Here is a 24,612-nt window from a genome sequence, read left to right as displayed (position 1 = left end):
TTTGGCGACTTGTTGAGGGTTAGTTGTAAACCTTGTCTGCGATTCCGTCACCTAAGTTTTGTGAAATAATGTAATACCATACCCAATACCAAAATAGGGTCATACCGAAATTGGTATATGAAACTACTCATTGAATGTAATACCCAATACCAAAAAAGGTACAAAAAACAGCCTCTCATGTACCAAAAAAGGGACACATTTTTGCCCTTCATGTACCAAATTAGGGCCATAAAATCAGCCAAATTTGGTAAGGAGATAAACAAGTAATAGATAAACAAGTAATAGATAATAAAAATTACTGGACTAACGTCCAGAAAAATTACAATAAAAGAAATTAATATTTAAAAGAAATACAATAACTAAATTAAATAAATACTGGTATTAAAGAAACTGGTATAAAGATAACGAGAGGAGAAGAACCAATGGAACTTATTATTTATCACCATTTGTTTCACACGGAAAATAAGAACAGACTTACAACGCAAGAATTGTTTTTGTACGCTCAATTGAGAAAAAGAAATATGTCGAACGGTATTCTTGAGACCTCGGTGGACATTCTTTCAAAGAGAGTGATTTTGTATAAAAAATCGAGACAAAACAAGGAAATTATTAAACAACTTCTTGAGGTTTTCATGAAAAGAAAGTGATTAAATTCACCGAGGAGAACGGTGTCCTTGACATTGAATTATACTATTGTGAGGAACCATTTATAAAACTTCCTTCACAATGGCTTGATCTTATTGAGAGTCCCAAAGAATTATATCTTGTCGCTTTTATAATGAGTGCAAAACATAAGAAGAGACAAATGCCTTTTGCCTTTATTGGTGAGGTTCTCAATGTGAGTAAAAACACCGCACAAAAGGTTGTGGAAGGATTGGTTGACTGTGGATTGCTTCATAAGAAGACTGGAGAGAAGATTTTCAACCATGAACGTGAAGCAAACACATACACACTCCCAAGTATCTCACAAGAGTTATGAGAGACCTCAAGAGACGATTGAATCCCCGCAAGGCACAAAACCTTCAAAGGAATATAAACCCGCTAAAAGAGACTTGATTCAAAAGAAAGAAACAAAAACCCCAAAAGACTTCTTCCTTGAACAACAAGTACAAACACCCACTCCAATTGAGAAAAAAGAAACTTCAAAGAGATCAGCTTCTGAAATTCTAGCGGAGCAAGAGAAACCTAAAAATTACATTGTGGAGAAGACAAAAAAAGAACCAAGGAAAATCTCCAATAGTGCAATAGAGAAAAATCCTTGGTTAATGAGGTACCAAAAGAAAGCAGAACAAAAAGAGGTTGTTGAAAAGAGAGAAGAAACAATTGAACCCGTGGAAAGGGTTTTTTAATTTGCCTTCATTAAATATAACAACAAATATCTATAAACGTGACAAAGAGGAACCACAATGGCTCCTCTCTTTTTATTCACTAGATTTTTCGTAATACCCAATAGTTAATTCTGAATGCATAACTTTATGTAATTCCTCACGTAAAACACGGAGTCTTTCTTTATGGGTTTCAATCTTTTTTCTAACTTCCTTCTTTTCATTTGGTTCTATGTCATTATATAAATCAAAATCTAATATGAGTTCCACATGTTTTTGTGTTATCTCTTCACAAATTTTTGCTACTTCTTTAGATTGATAAATTAGTGATTGTGAATAATTTTGGTAAGCAATTAACCTCAATCTATCTGCTTCTGCACGTTTATTCCATTCTATAATTTTATGTATCTCTGATTGCATTGCCCATTTGTCTGTTTCCCATAATGATTTTATTCTTAATTTGTGTGATTGAATAAGGTTGTGTTGCTCTAAATAATTATCTAATTCGTTTTCTGTGTAACCTTGAAAAGAAGGATATTCTTTAAACCAACTTGTGAAATTTAATAATTCGTCCGTTGCCACATGTAATGTACTATACAAATCTGCATATTCCTCATGTTTCTTTGCAGCAAATAATTGAAAATCGTGAACCTTTCGTTGTAGGTCAAACAATAAAGTGTTTTTGTAACTTTCAATGTTTCTACTTAAAAAATGTCGATATAAGCCTAAAACAATCCCGCTTGTAATTCCACTTGTCAAGATTGCAATTAAAATTGTCTTCATTAATTTCTCACCTCAATCCACAATGGATCAAAACTATATTTCTCAAATGGGTTAATTTCATTTTGAATTAAGTAAGGTTCGATATTTGAAATTGCTTTATCAACTAAGTAGTTAAAGAATTGTAATGGGTATAATTTTTGCCAATATCTTTTTTTAATTACTTTACCGTCGGAGTCTCTATCTAGTTGCGTGTAATGAATATAATGTGGCACAACTACTTCGTCAAACAAATCTTGTGCTCCAATTCCTCTTGCTTCATGGACTAAAGTGTTTCTGAACTTCCACAACAAACCCATGTGAGACAAAAAATCTACTCTCACGTCATTAATTTTGTTGTTATCCTCGGACAAAAAAGGTTTTATTTCTTCAAGTGTTGGATCATATTTAAATGGAACAGGTGATGAAATGGGGTATCTTGATAATTTATCTCTTACATAATATTTCAAAGTCTCATAATCTTGTTCTTCTGTTTTCTCCAAAAGTAGGTTCAATTGTTGAACACTTATTCTTTTACCGTCTTCCCACTCACAAAACTCATTAATGAACTTTTCAAACCTTGTGTAATTATTACGAGTATCCCCGTAAACTCCTTTAGACATTGTTTCTAGTAAGCTAAATAGTAAAGTTTTCTTGTGATTACTTAGGAATCTATCACCTTGAAGCTCATTGATTGAATTACGGATATCACGCATAACTCCAATATAATTTTCAATTCGTTGATTTATCTCCAATACTTTGTCCTCCTAGCTATTGTATATAAAAAAATTGTATCTTATTATCCATTTTAATCCAATGAATTTACATATTTTGATATAATGGTAGAAAAAAAGAAAAGGGTTAAATGTATGGAATTATTTCTCAAATATTTTGCAGGTCCCTTGATTGCTGCTTTAATAACGACCGTAATACTTTGGTATAAAGAAAACAAAACCGAAAGGAAAAAACACCTTAGTAATGTAACTTTCGAGCAACTTACAAAAGTGTACAACCAACTTTTTATCTTGTATTACAAATATAATTCTTCATTGGTAATTGAGTATAAAGAAGAAGTTTACGGTTTAGACGAAGAAGGAGAAGAACAAACAGTTGAACTCCCATATATCGAGGATACTGATACTTGGGATAAAGTGATTGAGGAGGTAAAGAAAATTGTTTATCCGAATATTCATTTGTTAATGCGAAAAGACGTTGATTTGTGGAATGAGTTTCTTGAATACGAGTTAATAGACGAACCAACTTCATCACTTGATATTTTCCTTTGTTATGAAAAGTTCAAGAAATTCTTTGGCGACATTTCATTGAGTTATATAAAACTTTACAACCAATACCACATGGAGACCTCAAGTGTTAAAAAGAAGCGGAGAAAAGAATTTAAGACAAAAGTAAAAAAAGTAAAGAGCAATCCATTCTATTCAAAAAAGGAAAAACGCAATAAGATTAAAAAACTAAAGCAAAAAGAACAAGAGACGGTAAGTAAAATACTTTAGAGGTGAGCAATGGTAAAAGAAACCTTAACGTGGATAAATTCAAATGGTTGGATCGTATCAATTTTTACATTAGTTCTAGGAGCATATTTAAGTACGTTTCTTACTAAAAACAAAGAAGTTCTCATGAAAATTGCAGATAAAAAAGGACAATATTATGCGGATTACATAAATGCTTTGCTTCAATTTAATAAACCGATACATGTAAGAATGAGAGAGAATTCTCAAGGGGATATAGATAGGAACTACTTTTATTTAAAGAACCTTGTAATTTTATATGGATCAAATGAGGTAATTGAACGACTTGCTATTTGTGAGAGAGACGGTATTCATTTCGAAACGAAAGAAGGAAGAGAACGTTATCTTTATTTAATTGAAGCAATGAAAAAAGACATTGAAAACCCTAAAATTATTAAATCATGGTGGATAAGAAAATTAGCAATGAACAAACGTAATGAACATATTGCTAATATCCTCTTTGATTATAATGGTTCAGATGAATAAGTTACGACTTGCAAATTTTCATTGGACACTATACTGTAAAACTTGTACTAAATTACCGTATAGAGTTCAATTAGGATTAAACATTGATAGTCCGCATGTTTGTTGTATCAAGTGTTAAACAACACCTTGACAGGGTAGAGGTCGGGGTTTCGAACCCCTCTCGGGTCACCATAAGCAGATAATCCAGACCCCTTGAATATTCAAGGGGTTTTTAATATGTCCACGTTTAATACATAGGATTTCTTCGCACATCTACCCAAAGGTCAGACTGTTCTACTTCGCCAGCCAACTGCAGCAGTAAATCTTCCCGTCCTCTTGCAGCCATGACCTGTACGCCAACTGGAAGTCCATTCGATGTAAGGTGGAGGGGCATGGACATAGCTGGCTGACCCGTTAGGTTAGCAAGCTGTGTAAAAGGTGTTCGCGCCAGGTTTTGATGGGCGATCTGTTCGACGATTCCAATCTTCTTTAATAGTCCCCCTAGCTTCATTTTACCTGCAGCTGAAATGAGGAGTTTTTCCGATGCAGATGGCTGCAGTTCGCCGATTTGAGCAGGAGGATAAGCGGTCGCAGGCGTGATGTAAAAGTCATACGTTTCATGGAAGGTCTCCATCTGCAAGGCTGCTTTGTCCCATTCTCGTAAACTCAGAACAAATTCTTCAGCAGAAGTTGCTTTTCCAAGTAACCCAAGGAGCCATGTGGTTGGTTCTACATCTGAATACGTAGCTTTGCGTCCTAGAACTCCCTCAAGCGTTGCCAATTGTGCAGCGGTTTCTCCAAAGTACATGGTTAAGTAACTCTTGGCAATTTTATAGCCATCAACAGGTGCATCTGCTTCTTCAACCTTATGTCCCATAGACTCCAATAAGGAAGCGGTTTTTAAGACCGCTTCACGGCAATCGGGATGAACATCCGTTCCAATTGGTGACTTTACGGAAAAAGCAATTCTTACATTTCTCTCTAGTGGGGTACTTGCAGCGTTTAAATAACTTTCTCTAAATGGAGGCGCGTGGAATGCACCTGCTTTTTCATGACCGTGAAGCTGATCGAGCATCGCTGCGCTATCCCGGACTGACCGGGTTAACACGTGTTCAGAAGAAGCACCTTGCCAGGACCTTCCATAATTGGGGCCAACCGGCGTCCTTCCTCTAGTAGGCTTTAAACCAAACAAGCCACAATATGCTGCTGGAATCCGGATCGATCCACCGCCATCATTGGCTCCTGCGATCGACACCATTCCGGAAGCTACTGCAGCAGCTGATCCTCCACTTGAACCTCCAGGAATATGCTGTATGTTCCACGGATTTCGGGTGGGTCCGTAATGGACAGGTTCAGTGAAAGCCACCAATGCAAATTCAGGGACATTTGTTTGGCCAAGGATCAGGGCTCCAGTTTTACGTAACCTTCGGACATATTCAGAATCCATTTTTGCGCGGTATGACAAAAAAGCTTTTGATCCAGCTGTTATAGGTTCTCCTTCTATCTCCTGTGAAATATCTTTTAACAGCATAGGAACACCGGCGAAAGCACCGGTAAGAGCAGTGTTTGCTGTCATACGTGCCTTGTCATACAGTTTATTAATAACAGCATTTATTTTAGGATTAATAGAATCTATGATCTTAATAGACTCTTCGACCAGCTCCTTAGGCTGGACTTCTTTATTTTTAATCAGCTCGGCAAGCCCCAAACCATCATAGGCTTTGTAGTTGAATCCTTTCATCCACTTCACTCCCGCACTTTATTAAATCAAACTTTTCTATATGAATATCTCATTTCCCTCCTTTTAAAGACTTGATGAAAATGCATTGGTAAATCTTCATTTCCGTTCCATAGAGGTCGAATCATAAATAAAATGGTTAATATTTGGACGAACTTTTTAAGTCGTCCTACATAAAATAGAGAGAAATGTGATTTATGATTTTTGAAAGGAGAAGTCTTTTTTGTTTAAACGCCCTCGAATTTTCCCTAAAAAGGGAATGGGAATGCCTGCCGCAGCTGCCGGCGCTATGGGAATGGGTCCTACAATGGGTGCTATGGGAATGGGACCAGTAATGGGAGCTATGTCACAAATGCCACAAATGGGTGGTTGTGGCTATCCGCCAGTATCTCCGTCTCAATATTACCCTCCACAAGTGTTGCCTGCACAATACAGTCCTACTAACCAACAGATGCAATACAATCAACAGGATGTATATGTTCCAATGATTCATCCGACACAAACCACACAGGTAAATCAGACAAACTATAAATACGTTCACTATTTCCCTCAAAGCACAAATGTTGTAAACCAGGCAACTCAGCAAAACCTTTGCGGAACAACTGGACCTGTCATGGCAAATCCTTGTCCGCCCCCTTGTGTACCTTGTCCTCCGCGTCCGCCATGCGGCTGGAGAAAGAAGTAAATGAGAAGCTGCCTGCACATCGGCAGCTTTCTTTTTTTGATTCTGTGGAAGTAAATTAGGGAAAGAATAGTAGTGAAAAAAATGAGCGGAGGGTTAATCATGAATTCTACAAAAAGGATTGTACTTATTACTGGAGCAGCTCAAGGAATCGGAAAACAATTAGCTATTGATTTTGCAAAAGCGGGATGGATCCCTTCCCTGATCGATTTTGATCAGCAAGAGCTGGAAAAAACATTATCCGAAATCCGTGAAATCGAACCTAATAGTATTTCCATTACTTGCGATGTGAAAAATCCAGAAGAGATTATAAAAGCTGTATCTGAAACAAATGATAAATTAGGCGGAATACATTGTGTTGTTAATAATGCAGGAATCTCAAAGTGGAAATCTCCATATGAATTATCAGTAGATGAATGGGATGAGGTCATTCAGACCAATTTAAGAAGCGTATTCCTATTTTCTAGAGAAGCAGCAAGATATATGACAAAAACAGGCGGCGGGGCAATTATTAACATGGCATCAACGCGTGCCTTCATGTCAGAACCCCATTCTGAAGCATATGCAGCAACAAAAGGCGGTATCGTTGCACTCACACATGCGCTTGCAGCTTCTTTTTCAGAAGACCATATTACCGTAAATTCAATCAGTCCCGGCTGGATCCATACGGGAGATTATTCTGAGCTAAGACAAATCGACCATGAGCAGCATTTTTCAAAAAGAGTAGGGAAACCATCGGATATTTCCAGGGCGTGCTTGTTTCTTGCAGACTCAAGAAATAATTTTATCACCGGTGAAAATTTAACAATCGATGGCGGAATGACGAGGAAAATGATTTACGAACACTAAATGTTTCCTATAGGGAAAAAGATTGCTCTAGACCCACCCGGAAACCATTCTTTATGATTAAAAAGGTATTACATATGAAGGAGAAAAGAGAATGCAAGCTGATCAGCAAAAAAGAGTGGAACGCGGTGTTTACTACAGTTTAGGAGCATATATTTTTCTATCAATCGTTAAGCTTGTATCAGGATTCGTTTATAGTTCTGATGCGCTTATTGCAGATGGATTGAATAACGCAACTGATATTATCGCATCTATCGCGGTATTAATCGGCTTAAAAATTTCAAGAAAGCCAGCAGACGAAGATCATCCTTATGGACATCTTCGGGCAGAAACGATTGCCTCAATGGTAGCGTCATTCATTATGGTTGTTATCGGAATTGAAGTATTGATTTCTTCCATTAAAAAAATGTTTAAGGGTGTTGAAACAGAGCCATCTTTAACAGCAGCAATCATCGCCTTATTTGGTGCAGCTGTTATGCTCGCCGTTTACTTTTACAATATGAAGGTTGCTAAAGAAACGGATAGCCAAGGATTAAAGGCGGCGGCACTCGATAACCGTTCTGACGCATTTGTAAGTATAGGAGCTGCAGTAGGTATTCTAGGTGCGCAGATCGGGATGGCTTGGCTTGATCCTGCCGCAGCTGTTTTAGTAGGCTTGATTATTATAAAAACAGGGTGGGAAATTTTTACCGAAACTTCTCATAACCTTTCCGATGGATTTGATTACGAAGAAGGTAAAGAGATGGAGCACAAGATTTTAGATGTCGATGGTGTTGAAAATGTAGGTGATCTAAAGGCGAGAAAGCATGGTAACCGTGCAATCATCGATGTAACCATTAAAGTCGATCCTTCTCTGAATGTAGTGGAAAGCCACGAGATTACTGAGAAAATAGAAGATACGATTAAAGAAGCTTATAATGTCGAAAGTATACAAGTCCATGTTGAACCCGAAGACGGGAAAAATAAATGAACAACTTTATTCTGGTTCAATAAATTCGATCCTGTTGCCAAAAGGATCACGAATTGAAAAGCGGTTATAGCCCGGGATGGGCAGCTCTTTTTGAATCGTGATTTCTTGAGCTGATAAATGATCTTTTAATTCGTTCAGACCTATCACGAAAAGGGCCGGATGATGTTTACCTTTAAACACTTGATCTTCTACACCGATATGAAGTTCTTGACTTCCGACCTGAAACCACATACCTCCGTTTTTAAGGAGGGCTTCCGGCTTAGGAATTTCTTTTAATCCAAGGACATCTTTATAGAATTTTTTTGCTTCTGATTCTTTGTCAGCAGGAATACATAGCTGCACATGATGAATACCTGTTATTTTCATTGAAATTACCCCCATTGAATAATTAATTGAAGAATGAGCATAACGGTTACAGTCCTCATCAGGATTGTAACTTGTTTTGTCTTTAGCTTAGGTGCAAGTTTGACGGCAACTTGTGCACCGCATATACTTCCGATTGTAAGAGGTATTGCGACATTCCACATATAATGACCCGCGAAAAAGTAAGTTACAACTGCACCCGTACAGCTTAAGAACGTATTGAATCTCGTAAATGAGACGGTGCGGATGTAAGAAAAGCCATTTCTCAAGAAAAGCTGCATCTGCATAGTGCCCTGCCCTGGTCCGAACAAGCCGTCGTACGCTCCGATTCCAAAGAGAAAAGGGTATTTTCGTGCAGGAAGCTGTTTTACTTCGTTCTCAGGATTGCTGTCTCTTTTTGTTTTAATAAAAGTTAGGAATAATGCTCCGCTTAATAAAATTAAGGCGATAATCGTTAAGTTTTCTCTCGAGATCGCTGATGCGATTAAGCCTCCGCATATTCCTCCAATTAAACTTACTCCACCTGATAAAAAATAAGGTTTAAGTTTCGCGTCATTTCTTCTTAACAGCACAAAAAAACTTGAAAACGAACTGAACATATTGGCAAACTTATTAGCAGCTATAGCAGAATGAACAGGAATTCCTAATAATAGCATGATAGGAAAGTTGATCATTCCTCCGCTTCCAGAGAGTGTACCGATAAAAGTCGCAAAAAAACCGACTACGATTAGGATATACATGGTCACACATCCTTTCTTTTGTGTTTACATATATATCCTATGTTACGGTATACTTAAATAAAATTACATAAATCGGACTGAGGTCTATAAGGAAAACTTATTGATTGAAAGAAGGATTAACATGCAACTATCCGAGTTTCGAATTTTACACGTACTGGCAGAAGAACTAAATATGAGAAAAGCATCAGAAAGGCTTTATGTATCTCAGCCTGCTTTAAGTCAGCGGCTTCAATCCATCGAAAACAATTGGGGCACCATTATTTTTATCAGATCGCAAAAAGGATTGACGCTGACGCCAGCAGGTGAAAAGATCATCTCATTTGTGAATGAGGTACTGCAGAAAGAGGAAACGGTTAAAGAAGAACTGCAATCACTTTCTGAGCACGTCCATGGCACACTTAAATTAGCAGTAGCTTCAATCATCGGCCAGTATTGGCTGCCGCATGTTTTGAAGGAATATGTGAACCTTTATCCCCACGTTAATATCTCTCTTATTACCGGTTGGAGTTCTGAGATCATCAAGCATCTGTATGAAGACAAAATTCACTTAGGAATTGTCCGCGGGAATCCTGAGTGGCGCGGCAGTAAAGAGCATATTTTATCAGATCATCTATACTTGGTTGATACGTCGATTTCATCTATTGAAGAGTTATCAGAAACATCTAAGCCTTTTATACAATTTAAAAGCCACTCTACTTATTATCAAGAGATTCAGGATTGGTGGCACAGTCACTTTAAGACCACTCCTCAAAAGACGATCGTAGTGGATCAGATTGAAACATGCAAACAGATGGCATTGAACGGAATCGGCTATGCCATTTTGCCATCGATCAGCCTCAGACCTGAGGATGAGGTATTTAAGATCCCCCTTACTGATAAAAGAGGAAATGTTCTAAAAAGAGATACATGGCTCATTCATCATGGTATGGGTTCTGAACTGAAACAGGTAAACGTGTTTATGGAATTGATTCAGAAATTAACAAAAGAATAACGTTTGAATGTTTCTATATTTAGTGGTTTAATACAATACAGAATGACTTTTAAGGAGGACATAACAATTATGAAAATGATGGATGCAAACGAGATTATTTCATTTATTCAAAACAGCACAAAATCTACACCTGTAAAAGTTTATGTAAAAGGAAATCTTGACAATATAGATTTCGGAAGCGAAACAAAAGTATTTCCTTCAGGCAATACAGCTGTATTGTTCGGTGAGTGGAAAGACATCGAAGCTGCGATTCGCGCCAACGAAAGCAGCATCGAAGACTATGTAGTAGAAAATGACCGTCGCAACTCAGCGATTCCTTTATTGGATATGAAGAACATTAAAGCGCGTATCGAACCAGGTGCGATCATCCGTGATCAAGTTGAGATCGGTGACAACGCAGTTATCATGATGGGTGCTTCCATTAACATCGGTTCAGTAATCGGTGAAGGCACAATGATTGATATGAATGTTGTACTAGGCGGACGTGCAACAGTAGGAAAGAACTGCCACATCGGTGCCGGTACTGTTTTAGCGGGAGTTATTGAGCCTCCATCAGCTAAACCGGTTGTTGTTGAAGACGACGTAGTAATCGGAGCAAATGCAGTTGTACTTGAAGGTGTTACAGTTGGAAAAGGTGCAGTTGTTGCTGCAGGTGCTATTGTTATTGAAGATGTTGAACCTTACACAGTTGTTGGCGGTACACCAGCACGCGTTCTTAAGAAGATCGATGAAAAAACAAAATCAAAAACAGAAATCAGACAAGAACTTCGTCAATTAAACGACTAATAAAAACTTTAGGGGATGAGTGAAGATGAAACCATTGATTGAGATCAGAAAAGACCTGCACCGGATACCGGAGCTTGGCTTTCAGGAATTTAAGACTCAAAGGTATCTGCTTGATCTCATCTCCACTTTTAAACAGGATAATCTGGAAGTGCATACGTGGGAAACGGGTATCTTTGTAAAAGTGAAAGGTACAAATCCCGAAAAAACGATTGCTTATCGTACAGACATGGATGGACTTCCGATCTTTGAAGAAACTGGATATGAATTTTCTTCCACGCACGATGGATTGATGCATGCTTGCGGACACGATCTTCACATGACGGTCGCCCTTGGTCTTTTATCCCGTTTTGCAGAAGAGCCACTCGATGATCATCTGCTGTTTATATTTCAGCCAGCAGAAGAAGGACCGGGTGGAGCATTGCCGATGCGTGAGAGTGAGCTGTTTCAACAGCTTAAGCCAGATCAGATAACAGCGCTTCATATCGCCCCGGAGTATCCGGTTGGAACCATCGCCGTAAAAGAAGGATTGCTGTTTGCCAATACGTCAGAACTTTTTATAGATCTAACGGGAAAAGGCGGCCATGCTGCTTATCCACATTTAAGCAATGACATGGTAGTCGCAGCAAGCCATCTTGTTACACAGATGCAGTCGATCGTTTCGCGTAATATTGATCCGTTGGATTCAGCTGTTGTTACGATCGGTAAGATTACTGGTGGAACAAAGCAAAATATCATCGCTGAAAAAGCAAGACTCGAAGGTACAATCCGAACGTTGTCTCCTGAAGCGATGGAGAAGGTTAAAAAGCGCATTGAAGCTCTCGTTGAAGGTATTTCTCATGGTTTTAACTGTGAGACGGTGATCGATTATGGTTCGAATTATCGTCAAGTAGATAATGAACCGGGATTGACTAAAGAATTCATGGAATTCGTAAGACAGCAAGGAACTGTGAATGTTATTGAATGTAAAGAAGCTATGACAGGGGAAGACTATGGATATTTTTTAGAAAAAATTCCAGGATTCATGTTCTGGCTTGGAGTGGATACACCATTTGGTCTTCATCATTCAAAATTAAAGCCGCAAGAAGAAGCCATTCAACATGCGGTAGACCTTTTAATTCAATATTTCACCTTTAAAGGGAATAGAAATTAGGAAAACGGCCGCTGCGGCCGTTTTTTTGTTACACCTCAAAGAGCAAAATAGCTCAGACCTACTCATTTGAGCTGCTAATCCAAAAGTTTTTGCGGCCAATCCAAAAGTTTCAGCCCTCAATCCAAAAATTTGATGCCTCAACCCAAAAGTTTTAGCGGTTTATCCACGAGTCGACACACCTGCCTATAATTCGACATTAATGGCCGCCCACATCATGAAGCGATTCCATGAACCGTTCATTACATATTCCCTCTCTGAGTTGGAAACATTAACAAAAGTAAGGAGGTGGGAATATGGCTAGAATTGGTGTTGAACAATCATTAACGAATGTTTCTGATGCTCTAAGAGCTGCAGGACATGAAGTTGTGGAACTTCGTCAGGAACAAGATGCAAACGGCTGTGATTGCTGTGTAATTTCCGGACAGGACGAGAATGTTATGGGCATGCAAAACGCGGTGACTCAAGGGTCCGTTTTGAACGCTCATGGTATGTCAGCAGATGAAGTGTGTCAGGCTGTTGAAAGCAGATTACAACAATAGCATTCCCGGGGACAGCCATGCTGCCCCTTTATTTCTGTTTAGTGTAAGTTTGAAAAGGGAAATAGTTGAGCAATCTTAATAAAATCTTGTGTGAATAAAAGATGGGGAGGATCTTATGCCAATCTTAAATGTACTCATGATCATTTTACTCATCATTCTAACCGCGTTTTTCGTTGTCACCGAATTTGCAATCGTAAAAGTCCGAAAGACGCGGATTGACCATTTAGCATCAGAAGGAAACAGTAAAGCCTTAGCCTCTCAGAAAGTGCTGGGAAACCTGGATGGATATCTTTCAGCCTGCCAGCTTGGCATAACGATTACTGCATTAGGTCTAGGTTGGCTTGGGGAGCCGACTGTTGAAATATTTCTAAGACCGCTTTTTGAAAATGCCGGCTTAACTGAAGCGTTAACCCACACGTTATCATTTTCAATTGCCTTTTTTCTTATTACATTCCTTCATGTTGTTTTAGGTGAACTCGCACCAAAAACGGTGGCGATTCAAAAGGCTGAAGCCATAAGCCTTGCTACAGCTAAACCGATTATTATGTTTTACAAAATCATGTACCCGTTTATTTTCTTGCTGAATGGATCCGCGAACTTGCTTACGCGTTTATTTGGAATCAGTCCAGCAAGTGAGCATGAGGTTGTACATACAGAAGAAGAACTAAGGCTAATCCTTTCTGAAAGCCTTCAAGGCGGAGAGATCAATCAGTCTGAATATCGGTATGTGAATCGGATCTTTGAGTTTGATGATCGAATAGCAAAAGAAATTATGATACCCAGAACAGAGATGGTCTGTTTGTTTTTAGAAAATACGTGTGAAGAGAACTTAGCCATCATGCGCGAAGAAAAATTCACAAGGTACCCTGTAGGAAAAGAAGACAAAGATCACATTGTAGGCCTTGTTAATATTAAAGAATTTTTTAATGAACATTTTAGTAATCAGCAGTTTGAACTGAATGATTATATTCGTCCTATCATCACAGTTCATGAAACGATACCTATTCAAAAATTACTCGTAAAAATGCAAAAAGATCAGACGCATATGGCTGTTTTAGTTGATGAATACGGCGGTACTGCGGGTATCGTTACGGTAGAAGATATCTTAGAAGAAATTGTAGGGGAAATCAGAGATGAATTTGATGTTGACGAAGAACCTGAAATTCAGCAGATTTCAAAAGACAAAACAGTTGTAGATGGAAAAGTACTGCTTTCACAAATTAACGATATGTTTGCACTGGATATCGATAACAGGGAAATCGATACAATTGGTGGGTGGGTTTTAACCAGATCCATCGATTTAGAAAAAGAGCACTCATTTAATTATGAGAGCTACCGGTTCACGATTTTAGATTTAGAAGGCAGACAGATAAAGAAAATAGGTATCGAAAAATTACCTGATTCAGAACTTGATGAACTCAAAGATAAAGACTCCTGAGATGAATCAGGAGTCTTTGCTTTTCCATTTGCCATTATCGTCTTTTTTATATTTGTTCTTAACGGCACTCCATGCGACTTTATGCGCTGTTTCTTCTTCTTTATATTCTTCGAGTGCAGAGTTGAATGCTTCTTTATAGATTTCCTGACCGTGATGAGGGAGGTTATCCCTGACTCTTTCGGGTAGATCTTTCAATGAATCATACGGCATAAAAAATACACCTCCTTAATGTATGATTTCCCAAGCAATCCTCAATTTAAACACTGTTATTGAGAATGTAAACATGTAATTTTGAGCGGATGATTTCACATTTTACGTTTAACTTGCTATGATTAAGGAGAAATTAAAAAGTGGGGACAAGAACCTTATTTAAATTAATTATTATTTAATATTGACTAAAAATAAGGCTTGTACTATAATTACACATGTAAAAAAATTAGTTTTTTGGAGGGATTTTTACCTATGGCAGAACGTATGGTAGCAAAACAAGCACCTCGATTTGAAATGGATGCAGTATTACCAAATAAAGAATTTGGAAAAGTAAGTCTTGAAGAGAACATGAAGAATGACAAGTGGACTGTTCTTTATTTCTATCCAATGGACTTCACTTTTGTATGCCCTACAGAAATTACATCTTTAAGCGATCGTTTTGATGAATTCGAAGATCTTGATGCTGAGGTTATCGGTGTTTCTACTGATACAATTCACACACACAAAGCATGGATCAACACTCCACGTGATATGAACGGTCTTGGAGAGTTGAAATATGCATTGGCAGCAGATACTAACCACACAGTAGCACGTGACTACGGTGTTCTTATTGAAGAAGAAGGTATCGCGCTTCGTGGTCTTTTCATCATTTCTCCAGAAGGTGAATTGATGTACTCTGTTGTTAACCACAACAACATCGGACGTGACGTTGAAGAAACATTGCGTGTACTTCAAGCACTTCAAACAGGCGGACTTTGCCCAGCAAACTGGAAGCCAGGACAAAAAACTCTAGAAGTTTAATAATTAGATCTATTCGAATAACCCAGGACAATGTTCTTGGGTTATTTTTCTATAGTTAAATTTTCAAGCAGGTTTTTAGAAAATGTTTATAGAAGTTTCCTTTATAAATGAAATACATATGATGCTTTTAAGCTGTGTTTTGAAATGAATAATATATGGTAAAATAAGGCTAGAACGGGAAATGGAGTGAATTCATTGAAAAAACAATTTGCTGTAATTGGTCTGGGACGTTTCGGGGGAAGCATGTGCAAAGCTTTGTCAGATCAAGGCATGGAAGTCTTAGCAATTGATATTGATGAGGACCGTGTAAACGAATTTTCTAATATCGTTACACATGCAGTTATTGCAGATTCGACAGATGAAGGTGTATTAAAAAGTCTAGGGATACGCAATTTTCAGCATGTTGTTGTTGCAATAGGTGATAATCTTCAATCCAGTATACTGACTACACTGATTTTGAAAGAGATTGGTGTTGAAAAAATCACAGTAAAAGCCCAAAACGATTATCACGAAAAAGTTTTGCGGAAAATTGGAGCAGATAAGATTATTCATCCGGAGAGAGACATGGGTGTCCGTATTGCTCATCAGATTGTTTCTAATAATGTGTTGGATTATTTGGAGTTATCAGATGAACATAGTATCGTAGAGCTGGTAGCAACTCAAAAAATGGACGGAAAAACTTTAATTGACCTAGATATACGTGCAAGGTTTGGATGTAACGTTGTAGCTGTGAAAAGGGGAAAGGATATCTATGTCTCCCCGCAAGCTGATCAGTCTATAAGACAAGGCGATGTTTTAATCGTGATCGGTGGAGATAAAGATATTAACCGTTTAGAAAAACAAATGGCAAATGAAGAATAAAAAACCGTTTCCCTCTAAAAAGGGATAACGGTTTTTGTTTATTAGATTTCCATAATGATCGGCAGGATCATAGGACGTCTTTTTGTTTTTTCGTATAAGAACGGTGCTAATGTGTCTGTAATTTCATTCTTAATTTCAGACCATTGAGTCGTGCGTTTTTCGCTCATGATGTTCTGTAGATGCTTGCTTAACAAACTTTGAGCATCATGGATAAGATCACCCGATTCACGCATATATACAAATCCACGAGATATAATGTCTGGACCTGCTTCTATTGTGAATTCCTTCATATCCATACTTACAACGACAACAACAAGCCCTTCTTCTGAAAGAATCTTGCGGTCGCGGAGTACGATGTTTCCGATATCGCCAATCCCGCTTCCGTCTACATATACAGAGCCAGAAGGTATTTTTCCAGCAATCATAGCATCGTTTTGAGAAAGAGCTAATACTTCGCCGTTATCCATAATAAAGGAATTTTGCGGCGGTACATCACAATCAGCAGCAAGTTTAGTATGCATTTTCAGCATTCTGTACTCACCATGGATCGGAAGGAAGTATTTAGGCTTCATTAAACGAAGCATTAATTTTTGTTCTTGCTGTCCGCCGTGACCTGAGGTGTGAATATCATTAAGTGAACCATGAATAACTTCAGCACCGGCGCGATATAATTGATTGATTGTCTTACTTACGCTGAGAGCGTTGCCAGGAATAGGTGAAGAAGAGAATACAACCGTATCTCCTGGAATGATTTGAATCTGGCGATGAGTTCCGTTAGCGATTCTTGAAAGTGCCGCCATTGGCTCTCCTTGGCTTCCGGTACAAAGAATGGTTACCTGATTATCTGGAAGGCGGTTGATTTGATTCGCGTCAACGAATGTGTTCTTAGGTGCTTTTATGAATCCAAGTTCTTGCCCAACTGTGATGGCTGAATCCATGCTTCGTCCAAATACAGCGATTTTACGGTTGTTGGCTACAGAAGCTTCTACAACCTGCTGCAATCTATGAATATTGGAAGCGAATGTAGCGAAAATAACTCGTCCTTCCATTTTTCTGAAGATATCCTGGATGCTCTCGCCAACACGTCTTTCAGATAATGTAAAACCAGGAACTTCACTATTGGTGCTGTCGGAAAGCAAGCAAAGTACACCTTCTTTACCGATCTCAGCCATTTTCGTAATGTTCGCAGGTTCTCCTACCGGCGTAAAATCGAATTTAAAGTCACCAGTATGAACGATATTTCCTGGTGGTGTCTTCACTACGATTCCGTAAGCGTCAGGAATACTGTGAGTTGTTCTGAAGAAACTGACAGACGTTTTTCTGAACTTAATCACATCGTCTTCGGTGATTTCGTGCAGCTGGGTACTGCGGAGCAAACCATGCTCTTCTAATTTGTTTTTAATAAGTGCAAGTGCGAGTTTACCGCCATAGATTGGAATATTTACTTGCCGAAGCAGGTAAGGGATTCCACCGATATGATCTTCATGTCCATGAGTGATGAAGAGTCCTTTAATTTTTTCCTCGTTTTTAACTAGGTAGGTGTAATCAGGGATTACGTAATCAATTCCAAGCAGTTCATCTTCAGGAAATTTAATTCCTGCATCGATAAGGATAATTTCATCCTGAAATTGAACGGCATACGTATTTTTGCCTATTTCCCCTAAACCACCGAGGGCGAAAACGGCGGCTTGATGATTTTTTACAAATTTCATATGTTACACATTCTCCAATTCCAATGAGTTCGTTTCTTTTTCATACTCAAGAAATTTACCGTTAATTTCTTGTATGTATTCAATATTGTACTTGCGATCAGCTAGTTTTTTACGAACATCATTTATAGTTTCTGCTTCTACGTAAACCGTTTGTGTATGTTCACGAATAGGTACCTCAGTTAAGCTTGTTTGAAAAAATACTTTGAAAATCATGTTTCATGTCTCCTTACCGGTCTATAGTATTTGAGTATCTTCGTTCTATTATAAAGGAAAGTGACATGTTTTTCATGTGTTTTTCATTACTCTTCGTTTTTGATAATGAAAAGAGAAAAATAATTACTGTTCGGAATGAGACTTTTACCCTTATAATGACATTAAAAATGGTTTATTAGCTAAGTATGAGTTTTCCGTTATTGTTTTGTAGTTTTACCCACTTTTTAAATTTCTTTAATAAACGTAATTTCTTTTTCATTTATTGCCCTCCGTTCCATTTTTTATTACTTAGTATGTGTAAAATAGAACATATTCAGAGAGGGAAATTGTGTTAATTAAATGGTTCGTTACTAAAAGATTGTTGCTTTTGTATGCTTCTTCGTCTATTTGATTGTAGAGGAAGGTTCCAACGGGATTACCGCGTGCCCCGCGGAAAGCGATCTTCCTGGAACGGAAATCAACACCTTAAATGAGAGCCATTTTTACGAAAGCAGCATTTATTTTTATCCGCAGGAGGATTACATGAAACTTTACTCAGCCCTTTTTGTTTTAAGTTTGATATGGGGAATGTCTTTTCTATTTATTAAAGTACTGCTGGATGTATTTGATCCATGGCAGATCGTATTCATAAGATGCGTACTCGGCATTATTACGATTATCCCGCTTTTTCTCATCAGTAAACAGAAAGTCAATTGGAGAAAGCTGCCCCTTAAGTCATTAATCCTTGTAGGTTTGTTAAACGCTGGTCTTCCATGGGGATTGATCGCTTGGAGTGAAACTTTTTTAGACAGCGGCTATACCGCGATATTAAATGCAACAACTCCAATATGGACATCGATGATGGGGGTATTATTCTTTTCTGTTAAAATGCAGTGGAAACAATGGATTGGAGTCATTGTCGGTTTTATAGGGATTATATTCTTGATGGATGCCGATGCACCAGGCTTAACTCAAGAACAGCTCCTTCTTGGAATCGTTCTTATGCTCAGTGCTACTTGCTGTTATGGATACAGTTCACAATATGCAAAAAAACATCTTCAAGAAACGACAGTATGGATTACAGCTTCAACTACACTTTTGACCGGTTCGATTTTAAGCGGAATAATCATGAGTTTGACAGGAGGATGGCACCTGCCGGAAAATGCTTTAGAAGGAAATGTGATTCTGTCTCTGATCGGCCTCGGGGTGTTTGGTTCAGGGTTAGCGTACTTATTGTATTATTATATGATTTCTGCAGGCTCAGCCGAATTTGCTACTCTCGTAACTTATCTAGTGCCTGTTTCAGCAGTTGTATGGGGGAGTGTTCTCTTAAATGAAAAGATCCCGCCGATTGCTTTTTTTGGATTATTTTTAATCTTTTTTGGTGTTTATCTTACAGGAAGAAAGAAGCGTAATACAATAATCAAAATAGAACAAAACCGGACAGCGTAAACACTCAGTTTAAAATTGAGTGTTTTTTTCTTTGTGTGCTATAATGAAAACGCATACAAAAATGCATCTTTGTTTGAAACAGAGGAGGGAAAAGGTTGGTTACATTTTTAATTTCTATAGTTTTATTAGTGGTTGGATATTTTACGTATGGGAAATATGTTGAAAAAGTTTTTGGGGTAAAACAAGAAAGAAAGACGCCGGCATATGCACAGGAAGACGGTATTGATTATGTTCCGATGGGAACTAAATCAAATTCGCTCATTCAGTTATTGAATATAGCAGGTGTCGGCCCGATCTTTGGACCGATTATGGGAGCTTTATACGGGCCAGTTGCATTCCTTTGGATAGTATTAGGTGCAATTTTCGCAGGTGCCGTTCATGATTATTTGACTGGTATGATTTCGATTCGAAACCGGGGTGCGCACTTGCCTCAATTAGCAGGAAAATTCTTAGGTAATGCTATGAAACATGTAGTAAACGGTTTTACTCTATTATTGCTTCTCTTGGTTGGTACAGTTTTTGTAAGTGCTCCTGCTGCACTCATTCATAATTTAACCGGTAATTGGATGAGTTTAAGTATTATCGTAGGACTTATATTTGTATATTACATTTTGGCCACTCTATTGCCGATTGATAAAATTATTGGACGAGTCTACCCGATTTTCGGTGCGCTCCTAGTAATAAGTGCGATTGGAATTGGTGGAGGTCTTGTGATTACAGGGGCACCGATTCCAGAATTAACACTTGAAAATATGCACCCAGACAATGTTCCGATCTTTCCGTTATTATTCTTGACGATCTCTTGTGGTGCTCTATCTGGTTTTCATGCTACACAGTCACCAATCATCTCAAGAACAACAAAAAATGAAAGAGCTGGAAGAAAAATCTTTTACGGCATGATGATTGCTGAGGCGATTATTGCTATGATCTGGGCTGCTGCGGCAATGAGCTTGTTTGATGGAAAATCTTTATCAGCGATAATTGCTAATGGAGGACCGGCTGCTGTAGTAAGTGAAGTTTCAGTAACGATGCTTGGAGCTGTGGGAGGAACACTTGCCGTGATAGGGGTAATCATTTTGCCGATCACATCAGGAGATACTTCGTTTAGAAGTGCGAGAATGATTTTAGCGGATTACTTTAATATTGGGCAGAAAAAGTTCTCTTCAAGACTTTGGATTGCAATTCCTATGTTTGTCCTTTCATTCTTATTAACAAAAATTGATTTCACTTTATTATGGCGTTACTTCTCGTGGGCTAACCAGTCTACAGCCATGCTGGCATTATGGGTAGGGGCAATGTATCTCAAGCGTTCAAGAAAAAATCATTGGATCGCTACAATCCCTGCAATCTTCATGACTGTCGTAACAACAACTTATATTTGCAATGCTCCAATTGGATTAGGGTTGTCGATGAATGTTTCTTATCTTATTGCTGGGATCGTAACTGTAATCGTAACCGTCCTATTCTTTAGAAGTAAATTCGATGAAAAAGAAGCCTTAACAGTCGACGACGATCGAGAGGTTGCTTAACTAAAAGGCTTTTCGTAATTCTTGTGGGTAATGGAAGTGGTTGATTTCCGCTCCAGGCACTCGCTTTCCGCGGGGCGTGCGGTGAGCCTCCTCTGCGCTTTGCGCCGTTAGGAGTCTCACCTGTCCCGCTCGTCCCGCAGGAGTCTCGCACCTTGCGCTCCAATCAACTTAACAAGGAAGAGTTAACAAAATAAATCATAAAGCAACATTCTCGTAGAGGGATTAAAAAAAGCCGATTACTGCATTTCACATGCAGTAATCGGCTTTTTTAATTTTATCTAAAAGTTACTGAATTTGAAGGAGGCTCAAAGGGCTGCTTTTCATTGATTCGATCATAGAACATAATTCCATCAAGGTGATCTAGCTCATGTTGGAAGCAAATCCCTGGGAGACCTTTTAATTTCATCTCAACAAGTGAACCATCTGGAGTATAGCCTTTTACAGTTACCTTTGCATAACGAGGAACTAATCCTGGCACATCTCTGTCTACGGACAGACAGCCTTCGCCACCATCTAAATAAGTCATTTGTACTGAGTGACTGATTATTTTGGGGTTTATTAGTGCGTAGCTGTACAGCTGTCCTTGTTCATCTGTCAAATGCATCGCAAATATTCGTTTCGACACTCCGATCTGCGGAGCAGCGAGACCAATGCCTGGCCTCAAATTATATTTTCCGGCAACCTCATGATCCTGACTGTTCTTAACAAACTCCAAGAGTTTATTGGCTGTTTCAATATCTTCCTCTGAGAATGGAAAGGATACCTCTGCAGCTTTTTGCCTAAGAACCGGATTTCCTTCCCTAACAATATCCTTCATCGTTAACACAAGCAAAACCTCCGTGCCTAAAAAATTCGTGAATTCGTTTTAATAGTATTTTCCTCTTATCATAACATAGAGAAATTTTATAGAAAAAGAACTGAAATTAAATTATTGGGTTATTTTTTGGAATATATAATGCTAATCATTGAGAATATTATCCGTTTCAACTTGCGACTGATACAGATTGTTTTAATAGATGAAACAGTTATGTTTTACAATGATTACAGGAATAGTAAGCTAGAGCTTTGAAGGAACTGCAAACTACAATTATTCTATAGATTGACGGCGTTTAACAGGTGGTGTAAACTAATTTACGTGAAAAGGGTTGTTGTGTTACTATAAATACATATTTAAGTAATACAGTTAGGATGCCGTATGATGGTTTAGCTCCTGAATACAAGGGAAAACTTGAATGGGACACAAAGGTACGCCTAATGGCCTTTTAAAAAATATAATCCTGTCTTAAAAATGTGGCACTTTGGGCAACCTGTTATGTATGTGTGTGTTTTTAAGATAAGGGTAAATTGACAGGGTAAAAGAAAGGAAGAGGTGACTTTTCATGACGAAAACAATTGATGCTGTTCAAGATCAATTTGAAACGTTTCAGATTCTTTCTGAAGATGGAGAAGTAGTTAATGAATCAGCAATGCCTAAGTTGTCTGATGAACAGCTCCAAGAATTAATGCGCCGTATGGTTTATACACGAATTTGGGATCAGCGTGCAATCTCTCTAAACAGACAAGGACGTCTTGGTTTCTATGCTCCAGTAGCTGGACAAGAAGCTTCAATGCTAGGGAGTCACTTTGCATTAGATAAAGAAGACTGGATTTTACCAGGATACCGTGATATTCCTCAGATCGTATTTCATGGTTTCCCATTATATCAAGCATTCTTATGGTCCCGTGGACACTTCCAAGGCGGACAGATTCCTGAAGGTGTAAACGTATTAATGCCGCAAATTATCATCGGTGCTCAAATTATTCAAGCTGCCGGTGTAGGATTTGGTCTAAAGAAACAAGGCAAGAAAAACGTTTGTATCACTTATACAGGTGATGGCGGAGCATCTCAAGGTGACTTCTATGAAGGTTTAAACTTTGCCGGTGCATATGCTGCTAACGCAATTTTTGTGGTTCAAAACAACCGATTCGCGATTTCAGTTCCAGTTGAAAAGCAATCTGCTGCTAAAACAATTGCCCAAAAGGCAGTTGCAGCCGGTATTGAAGGAATCCAAGTAGATGGTATGGATGTACTTGCTGTTTACGCTGCAACACAACAAGCTCGTGAGCGTGCGATTGCAGGTGAAGGTCCTACATTAATCGAGACACTTACTTATCGTTATGGTCCTCATACGATGGCAGGGGACGATCCTACACGCTACCGTACAAAAGATCTAGACAGTGAATGGGAGAAGAAAGATCCTCTAGTTCGTTTCCGAAAGTTCTTAGAAAAGAAGAACCTTTGGTCTGAAGAGCAAGAAAATAAAGTAGTTGAAGAAGCGAAGGAAGATATTAAAGCTTCAATTAAGAAAGCTGATGGAGCGCCTAAGCAAAAGGTTACCGACCTTATCAACTTTATGTTCGAAGAGCTTCCGTACAACCTTCGCGAGCAATTAGAACAATATACAGCAAAGGAGTCGAAATAATATGGCTCAAATGACTATGATTCAAGCAATTACAGACGCAATGCGCAATGAATTAAAAAACAATGAAAACGTACTTGTTTTCGGTGAAGACGTAGGTCAAAACGGTGGTGTATTCCGTGCCACTGAAGGTCTTCAGAAAGAATTCGGAGAAGATCGTGTATTTGATACTCCGCTTGCCGAGTCTGGAATTGGGGGACTTGCGATAGGTCTAGGGCTTACAGGTTTCCGTCCAGTTATGGAGATCCAATTCTTTGGATTCGTATTTGAAGTATTTGATTCGATCGCCGCTCAAATGGCTCGTATGCGTTATCGTTCTGGAGGAGTTTATAACTCCCCTGTAACAATCCGTTCTCCATTCGGTGGAGGAGTTAAAACACCTGAACTTCACGCAGACAGCTTAGAAGGATTAATGTACCAAACTCCAGGGATTAAAGTAGTTATTCCTGCAACTCCATATGACGCAAAAGGACTATTGATTTCTGCGATCCGTGACAACGATCCTGTTGTTTACTTAGAGCATATGAAATTGTACCGTTCGTTCCGTGGCGAAGTTCCTGAAGAAGAATACACGATCGAACTAGGTAAAGCGGATGTGAAACGTGAAGGGAAAGACGTTTCCATCATTACTTACGGTGCGATGGTCCACGCTTCATTAAAAGCTGCTGATGAGCTTGAGAAGGATGGTATTTCTGCTGAAGTTATCGACCTTCGTACGATCAGCCCGCTTGATATTGACACAATTATTGCATCTGTTGAAAAAACAGGGCGTGCAATTGTTGTTCAAGAAGCTCAAAAACAAGCAGGGATCGGTGCGTTTGTTGTAGCTGAAATTAACGATCGTGCTATTTTAAACCTGGAAGCTCCTGTATTGCGTGTAACAGCGCCTGATACAGTATTCCCATATGCATCTGCCGAGGATGTTTGGATTCCAGATCATCGTGATATTGTGGACAAAGCAAAGAAAGTCTACAATTTCTAAAAATATAATTGAATGTCAGCTGGAAGAGTAGTTCATTAAAGACTGCTTCTTTCAGCCTTTTCACATAAACGAGTAAAATAGATTGAAAAATGGAGG

General features: G+C 38.5%; 27 protein-coding genes. 18 read left to right on the top strand and 9 right to left on the bottom strand.

Translation table 11 applies throughout. The features are described from left to right. Nucleotides 1-838: 838 nt before the first annotated feature. Together EV282_RS20220 and EV282_RS10930 are read left to right on the top strand one after the other, a co-directional pair. Nucleotides 839-979 carry a hypothetical protein gene (locus tag EV282_RS20220; protein WP_165389420.1) on the top strand — a complete coding sequence of 47 codons (141 nt, stop codon included), beginning with the start codon at nucleotides 839-841 and terminating at the stop codon, nucleotides 977-979. A gap of 73 nt (nucleotides 980-1,052) precedes the next feature. Further along, a complete protein-coding gene (locus EV282_RS10930) occupies nucleotides 1,053-1,349 on the top strand; it encodes a hypothetical protein (RefSeq protein ID WP_130295842.1) in 297 nt (98 codons plus the stop codon). A gap of 72 nt (nucleotides 1,350-1,421) precedes the next feature. On the opposite strand, the gene EV282_RS10925 is transcribed toward EV282_RS10930, so the two are convergent. Together EV282_RS10925 and EV282_RS10920 are read right to left on the bottom strand one after the other, a co-directional pair. Next, nucleotides 1,422-2,108 carry a hypothetical protein gene (locus EV282_RS10925; RefSeq protein ID WP_130295841.1) on the bottom strand — a complete coding sequence of 229 codons (687 nt, stop codon included), beginning with the start codon at nucleotides 2,106-2,108 and terminating at the stop codon, nucleotides 1,422-1,424. Continuing rightward, nucleotides 2,108-2,839 (bottom strand): hypothetical protein, encoded by a 732-nt coding sequence (locus tag EV282_RS10920; RefSeq protein ID WP_130295840.1) that lies wholly within the window; start codon nucleotides 2,837-2,839, stop codon nucleotides 2,108-2,110. Before EV282_RS10920 ends, EV282_RS10925 begins: the two co-directional genes overlap by 1 nt. Before the next feature lie 147 nt (nucleotides 2,840-2,986). Here EV282_RS10920 and EV282_RS10915 point away from each other — a divergent pair, with 147 nt between their 5' ends. Next, nucleotides 2,987-3,595: a hypothetical protein gene (locus EV282_RS10915; protein ID WP_165389419.1), complete on the top strand. Its 609-nt coding sequence runs from the start codon at nucleotides 2,987-2,989 to the stop codon at nucleotides 3,593-3,595. A 9-nt stretch (nucleotides 3,596-3,604) separates the two neighbouring features. Beyond that, nucleotides 3,605-4,096 (top strand): hypothetical protein, encoded by a 492-nt coding sequence (locus EV282_RS10910; protein ID WP_130295838.1) that lies wholly within the window; start codon nucleotides 3,605-3,607, stop codon nucleotides 4,094-4,096. Nucleotides 4,097-4,322: 226 nt separating this feature from the next. Here EV282_RS10910 and EV282_RS10905 read toward each other — a convergent pair whose 3' ends face one another. Next, nucleotides 4,323-5,816 (bottom strand): amidase family protein, encoded by a 1,494-nt coding sequence (locus EV282_RS10905; protein WP_130295837.1) that lies wholly within the window; start codon nucleotides 5,814-5,816, stop codon nucleotides 4,323-4,325. Between the two features lie 220 nt (nucleotides 5,817-6,036). Here EV282_RS10905 and EV282_RS10900 point away from each other — a divergent pair, with 220 nt between their 5' ends. The 3 genes from EV282_RS10900 to EV282_RS10890 all read left to right on the top strand — a co-directional run bounded on the left by EV282_RS10900 (nucleotide 6,037) and on the right by EV282_RS10890 (nucleotide 8,311). Further along, nucleotides 6,037-6,498: a CotD family spore coat protein gene (locus EV282_RS10900; RefSeq protein WP_242611855.1), complete on the top strand. Its 462-nt coding sequence runs from the start codon at nucleotides 6,037-6,039 to the stop codon at nucleotides 6,496-6,498. Between the two features lie 99 nt (nucleotides 6,499-6,597). Next, nucleotides 6,598-7,344: an SDR family NAD(P)-dependent oxidoreductase gene (locus EV282_RS10895; protein WP_130295836.1), complete on the top strand. Its 747-nt coding sequence runs from the start codon at nucleotides 6,598-6,600 to the stop codon at nucleotides 7,342-7,344. Between the two features lie 91 nt (nucleotides 7,345-7,435). Further along, nucleotides 7,436-8,311: a cation diffusion facilitator family transporter gene (locus EV282_RS10890; protein WP_130295835.1), complete on the top strand. Its 876-nt coding sequence runs from the start codon at nucleotides 7,436-7,438 to the stop codon at nucleotides 8,309-8,311. Nucleotides 8,312-8,317: 6 nt separating this feature from the next. Here EV282_RS10890 and EV282_RS10885 read toward each other — a convergent pair whose 3' ends face one another. Both EV282_RS10885 and EV282_RS10880 read right to left on the bottom strand, forming a co-directional pair. After that, entirely contained in the window at nucleotides 8,318-8,677 is a 360-nt protein-coding gene (locus EV282_RS10885) for a VOC family protein (RefSeq protein WP_130295834.1), read from the bottom strand. Between the two features lie 5 nt (nucleotides 8,678-8,682). Then, a complete protein-coding gene (locus EV282_RS10880) occupies nucleotides 8,683-9,414 on the bottom strand; it encodes a sulfite exporter TauE/SafE family protein (RefSeq protein ID WP_130295833.1) in 732 nt (243 codons plus the stop codon). Nucleotides 9,415-9,535: 121 nt separating this feature from the next. On the opposite strand from EV282_RS10880, the gene EV282_RS10875 reads away from it, so the two are divergent. The 5 genes from EV282_RS10875 (at nucleotide 9,536) to EV282_RS10855 (ending at nucleotide 14,318) form a co-directional block, all read left to right on the top strand. Further along, complete coding sequence (locus EV282_RS10875) at nucleotides 9,536-10,405, top strand: LysR family transcriptional regulator (protein WP_130295832.1); 870 nt, start codon at nucleotides 9,536-9,538, stop codon at nucleotides 10,403-10,405. A 69-nt stretch (nucleotides 10,406-10,474) separates the two neighbouring features. Further along, entirely contained in the window at nucleotides 10,475-11,191 is a 717-nt protein-coding gene (gene dapD, locus EV282_RS10870; protein WP_130295831.1) for a 2,3,4,5-tetrahydropyridine-2,6-dicarboxylate N-acetyltransferase, read from the top strand. Between the two features lie 25 nt (nucleotides 11,192-11,216). Then, a complete protein-coding gene (locus tag EV282_RS10865; RefSeq protein WP_130295830.1) occupies nucleotides 11,217-12,341 on the top strand; it encodes an N-acetyldiaminopimelate deacetylase in 1,125 nt (374 codons plus the stop codon). Between the two features lie 293 nt (nucleotides 12,342-12,634). Next, nucleotides 12,635-12,880 carry a YkuS family protein gene (locus EV282_RS10860; protein ID WP_130295829.1) on the top strand — a complete coding sequence of 82 codons (246 nt, stop codon included), beginning with the start codon at nucleotides 12,635-12,637 and terminating at the stop codon, nucleotides 12,878-12,880. A 115-nt stretch (nucleotides 12,881-12,995) separates the two neighbouring features. Next, a complete protein-coding gene (locus EV282_RS10855; RefSeq protein WP_130295828.1) occupies nucleotides 12,996-14,318 on the top strand; it encodes a hemolysin family protein in 1,323 nt (440 codons plus the stop codon). Nucleotides 14,319-14,324: 6 nt separating this feature from the next. Here EV282_RS10855 and EV282_RS10850 read toward each other — a convergent pair whose 3' ends face one another. Then, nucleotides 14,325-14,528 carry a ChaB family protein gene (locus tag EV282_RS10850; protein ID WP_130295827.1) on the bottom strand — a complete coding sequence of 68 codons (204 nt, stop codon included), beginning with the start codon at nucleotides 14,526-14,528 and terminating at the stop codon, nucleotides 14,325-14,327. A gap of 252 nt (nucleotides 14,529-14,780) precedes the next feature. Between EV282_RS10850 and EV282_RS10845 the strand changes: the two genes are divergently transcribed. Next, nucleotides 14,781-15,329 carry a peroxiredoxin gene (locus EV282_RS10845; protein ID WP_130295826.1) on the top strand — a complete coding sequence of 183 codons (549 nt, stop codon included), beginning with the start codon at nucleotides 14,781-14,783 and terminating at the stop codon, nucleotides 15,327-15,329. A gap of 195 nt (nucleotides 15,330-15,524) precedes the next feature. Then, on the top strand, nucleotides 15,525-16,190 hold the full coding sequence (locus EV282_RS10840) for a potassium channel family protein (RefSeq protein WP_130295825.1): 666 nt from the start codon (nucleotides 15,525-15,527) through the stop codon (nucleotides 16,188-16,190). Between the two features lie 41 nt (nucleotides 16,191-16,231). Here EV282_RS10840 and rnjA read toward each other — a convergent pair whose 3' ends face one another. Together rnjA and EV282_RS10830 are read right to left on the bottom strand one after the other, a co-directional pair. Then, entirely contained in the window at nucleotides 16,232-17,902 is a 1,671-nt protein-coding gene (gene rnjA / locus EV282_RS10835; RefSeq protein ID WP_130295824.1) for a ribonuclease J1, read from the bottom strand. Between the two features lie 3 nt (nucleotides 17,903-17,905). Further along, nucleotides 17,906-18,115 carry a DNA-dependent RNA polymerase subunit epsilon gene (locus tag EV282_RS10830; RefSeq protein WP_130295823.1) on the bottom strand — a complete coding sequence of 70 codons (210 nt, stop codon included), beginning with the start codon at nucleotides 18,113-18,115 and terminating at the stop codon, nucleotides 17,906-17,908. Between the two features lie 522 nt (nucleotides 18,116-18,637). Here EV282_RS10830 and EV282_RS10825 point away from each other — a divergent pair. Both EV282_RS10825 and EV282_RS10820 read left to right on the top strand, forming a co-directional pair. Beyond that, entirely contained in the window at nucleotides 18,638-19,546 is a 909-nt protein-coding gene (locus tag EV282_RS10825) for a DMT family transporter (RefSeq protein ID WP_130295822.1), read from the top strand. 95 nt (nucleotides 19,547-19,641) lie between these two features. Continuing rightward, a complete protein-coding gene (locus tag EV282_RS10820) occupies nucleotides 19,642-21,075 on the top strand; it encodes a carbon starvation CstA family protein (RefSeq protein ID WP_130295821.1) in 1,434 nt (477 codons plus the stop codon). A 274-nt stretch (nucleotides 21,076-21,349) separates the two neighbouring features. On the opposite strand, the gene def is transcribed toward EV282_RS10820, so the two are convergent. Beyond that, on the bottom strand, nucleotides 21,350-21,901 hold the full coding sequence (gene def, locus EV282_RS10815; RefSeq protein WP_130295820.1) for a peptide deformylase: 552 nt from the start codon (nucleotides 21,899-21,901) through the stop codon (nucleotides 21,350-21,352). 553 nt (nucleotides 21,902-22,454) lie between these two features. On the opposite strand from def, the gene pdhA reads away from it, so the two are divergent. Together pdhA and EV282_RS10805 are read left to right on the top strand one after the other, a co-directional pair. Beyond that, nucleotides 22,455-23,537 carry a pyruvate dehydrogenase (acetyl-transferring) E1 component subunit alpha gene (gene pdhA / locus EV282_RS10810; protein WP_130295819.1) on the top strand — a complete coding sequence of 361 codons (1,083 nt, stop codon included), beginning with the start codon at nucleotides 22,455-22,457 and terminating at the stop codon, nucleotides 23,535-23,537. A gap of 1 nt (nucleotide 23,538) precedes the next feature. Continuing rightward, nucleotides 23,539-24,516, top strand: a complete 978-nt coding sequence (locus EV282_RS10805; protein ID WP_077361570.1) for an alpha-ketoacid dehydrogenase subunit beta — start codon at nucleotides 23,539-23,541, stop codon at nucleotides 24,514-24,516. Nucleotides 24,517-24,612: the final 96 nt, after the last annotated feature.

Source organism: Fictibacillus sp. BK138, from assembly GCF_004216955.1.
Classification (GTDB): Bacteria; Bacillota; Bacilli; order Bacillales; family Fictibacillaceae; genus Fictibacillus.
Note: the sequence above shows the minus strand (reverse complement) of the source record. Positions and strands in the feature narration are given on the sequence as shown.

Coding starts and splice junctions, on each gene's coding strand:
- EV282_RS10890 (WP_130295835.1), top strand. CDS start 7,436: ATGCAAGCTGATCAGCAAAAAAGAGTGGAACGCGGTGTTTACTACAGT.
- EV282_RS10845 (WP_130295826.1), top strand. CDS start 14,781: ATGGCAGAACGTATGGTAGCAAAACAAGCACCTCGATTTGAAATGGAT.
- EV282_RS10875 (WP_130295832.1), top strand. CDS start 9,536: ATGCAACTATCCGAGTTTCGAATTTTACACGTACTGGCAGAAGAACTA.
- EV282_RS10860 (WP_130295829.1), top strand. CDS start 12,635: ATGGCTAGAATTGGTGTTGAACAATCATTAACGAATGTTTCTGATGCT.
- EV282_RS10825 (WP_130295822.1), top strand. CDS start 18,638: ATGAAACTTTACTCAGCCCTTTTTGTTTTAAGTTTGATATGGGGAATG.
- rnjA (WP_130295824.1), bottom strand. CDS start 17,902: ATGAAATTTGTAAAAAATCATCAAGCCGCCGTTTTCGCCCTCGGTGGT.
- EV282_RS10905 (WP_130295837.1), bottom strand. CDS start 5,816: ATGAAAGGATTCAACTACAAAGCCTATGATGGTTTGGGGCTTGCCGAG.
- EV282_RS10850 (WP_130295827.1), bottom strand. CDS start 14,528: ATGCCGTATGATTCATTGAAAGATCTACCCGAAAGAGTCAGGGATAAC.
- pdhA (WP_130295819.1), top strand. CDS start 22,455: ATGACGAAAACAATTGATGCTGTTCAAGATCAATTTGAAACGTTTCAG.
- EV282_RS10880 (WP_130295833.1), bottom strand. CDS start 9,414: ATGTATATCCTAATCGTAGTCGGTTTTTTTGCGACTTTTATCGGTACA.
- dapD (WP_130295831.1), top strand. CDS start 10,475: ATGAAAATGATGGATGCAAACGAGATTATTTCATTTATTCAAAACAGC.
- EV282_RS10910 (WP_130295838.1), top strand. CDS start 3,605: ATGGTAAAAGAAACCTTAACGTGGATAAATTCAAATGGTTGGATCGTA.
- EV282_RS10865 (WP_130295830.1), top strand. CDS start 11,217: ATGAAACCATTGATTGAGATCAGAAAAGACCTGCACCGGATACCGGAG.
- EV282_RS10925 (WP_130295841.1), bottom strand. CDS start 2,108: ATGAAGACAATTTTAATTGCAATCTTGACAAGTGGAATTACAAGCGGG.
- EV282_RS10885 (WP_130295834.1), bottom strand. CDS start 8,677: ATGAAAATAACAGGTATTCATCATGTGCAGCTATGTATTCCTGCTGAC.
- EV282_RS10855 (WP_130295828.1), top strand. CDS start 12,996: ATGCCAATCTTAAATGTACTCATGATCATTTTACTCATCATTCTAACC.
- EV282_RS10805 (WP_077361570.1), top strand. CDS start 23,539: ATGGCTCAAATGACTATGATTCAAGCAATTACAGACGCAATGCGCAAT.
- EV282_RS10895 (WP_130295836.1), top strand. CDS start 6,598: ATGAATTCTACAAAAAGGATTGTACTTATTACTGGAGCAGCTCAAGGA.
- EV282_RS10830 (WP_130295823.1), bottom strand. CDS start 18,115: ATGATTTTCAAAGTATTTTTTCAAACAAGCTTAACTGAGGTACCTATT.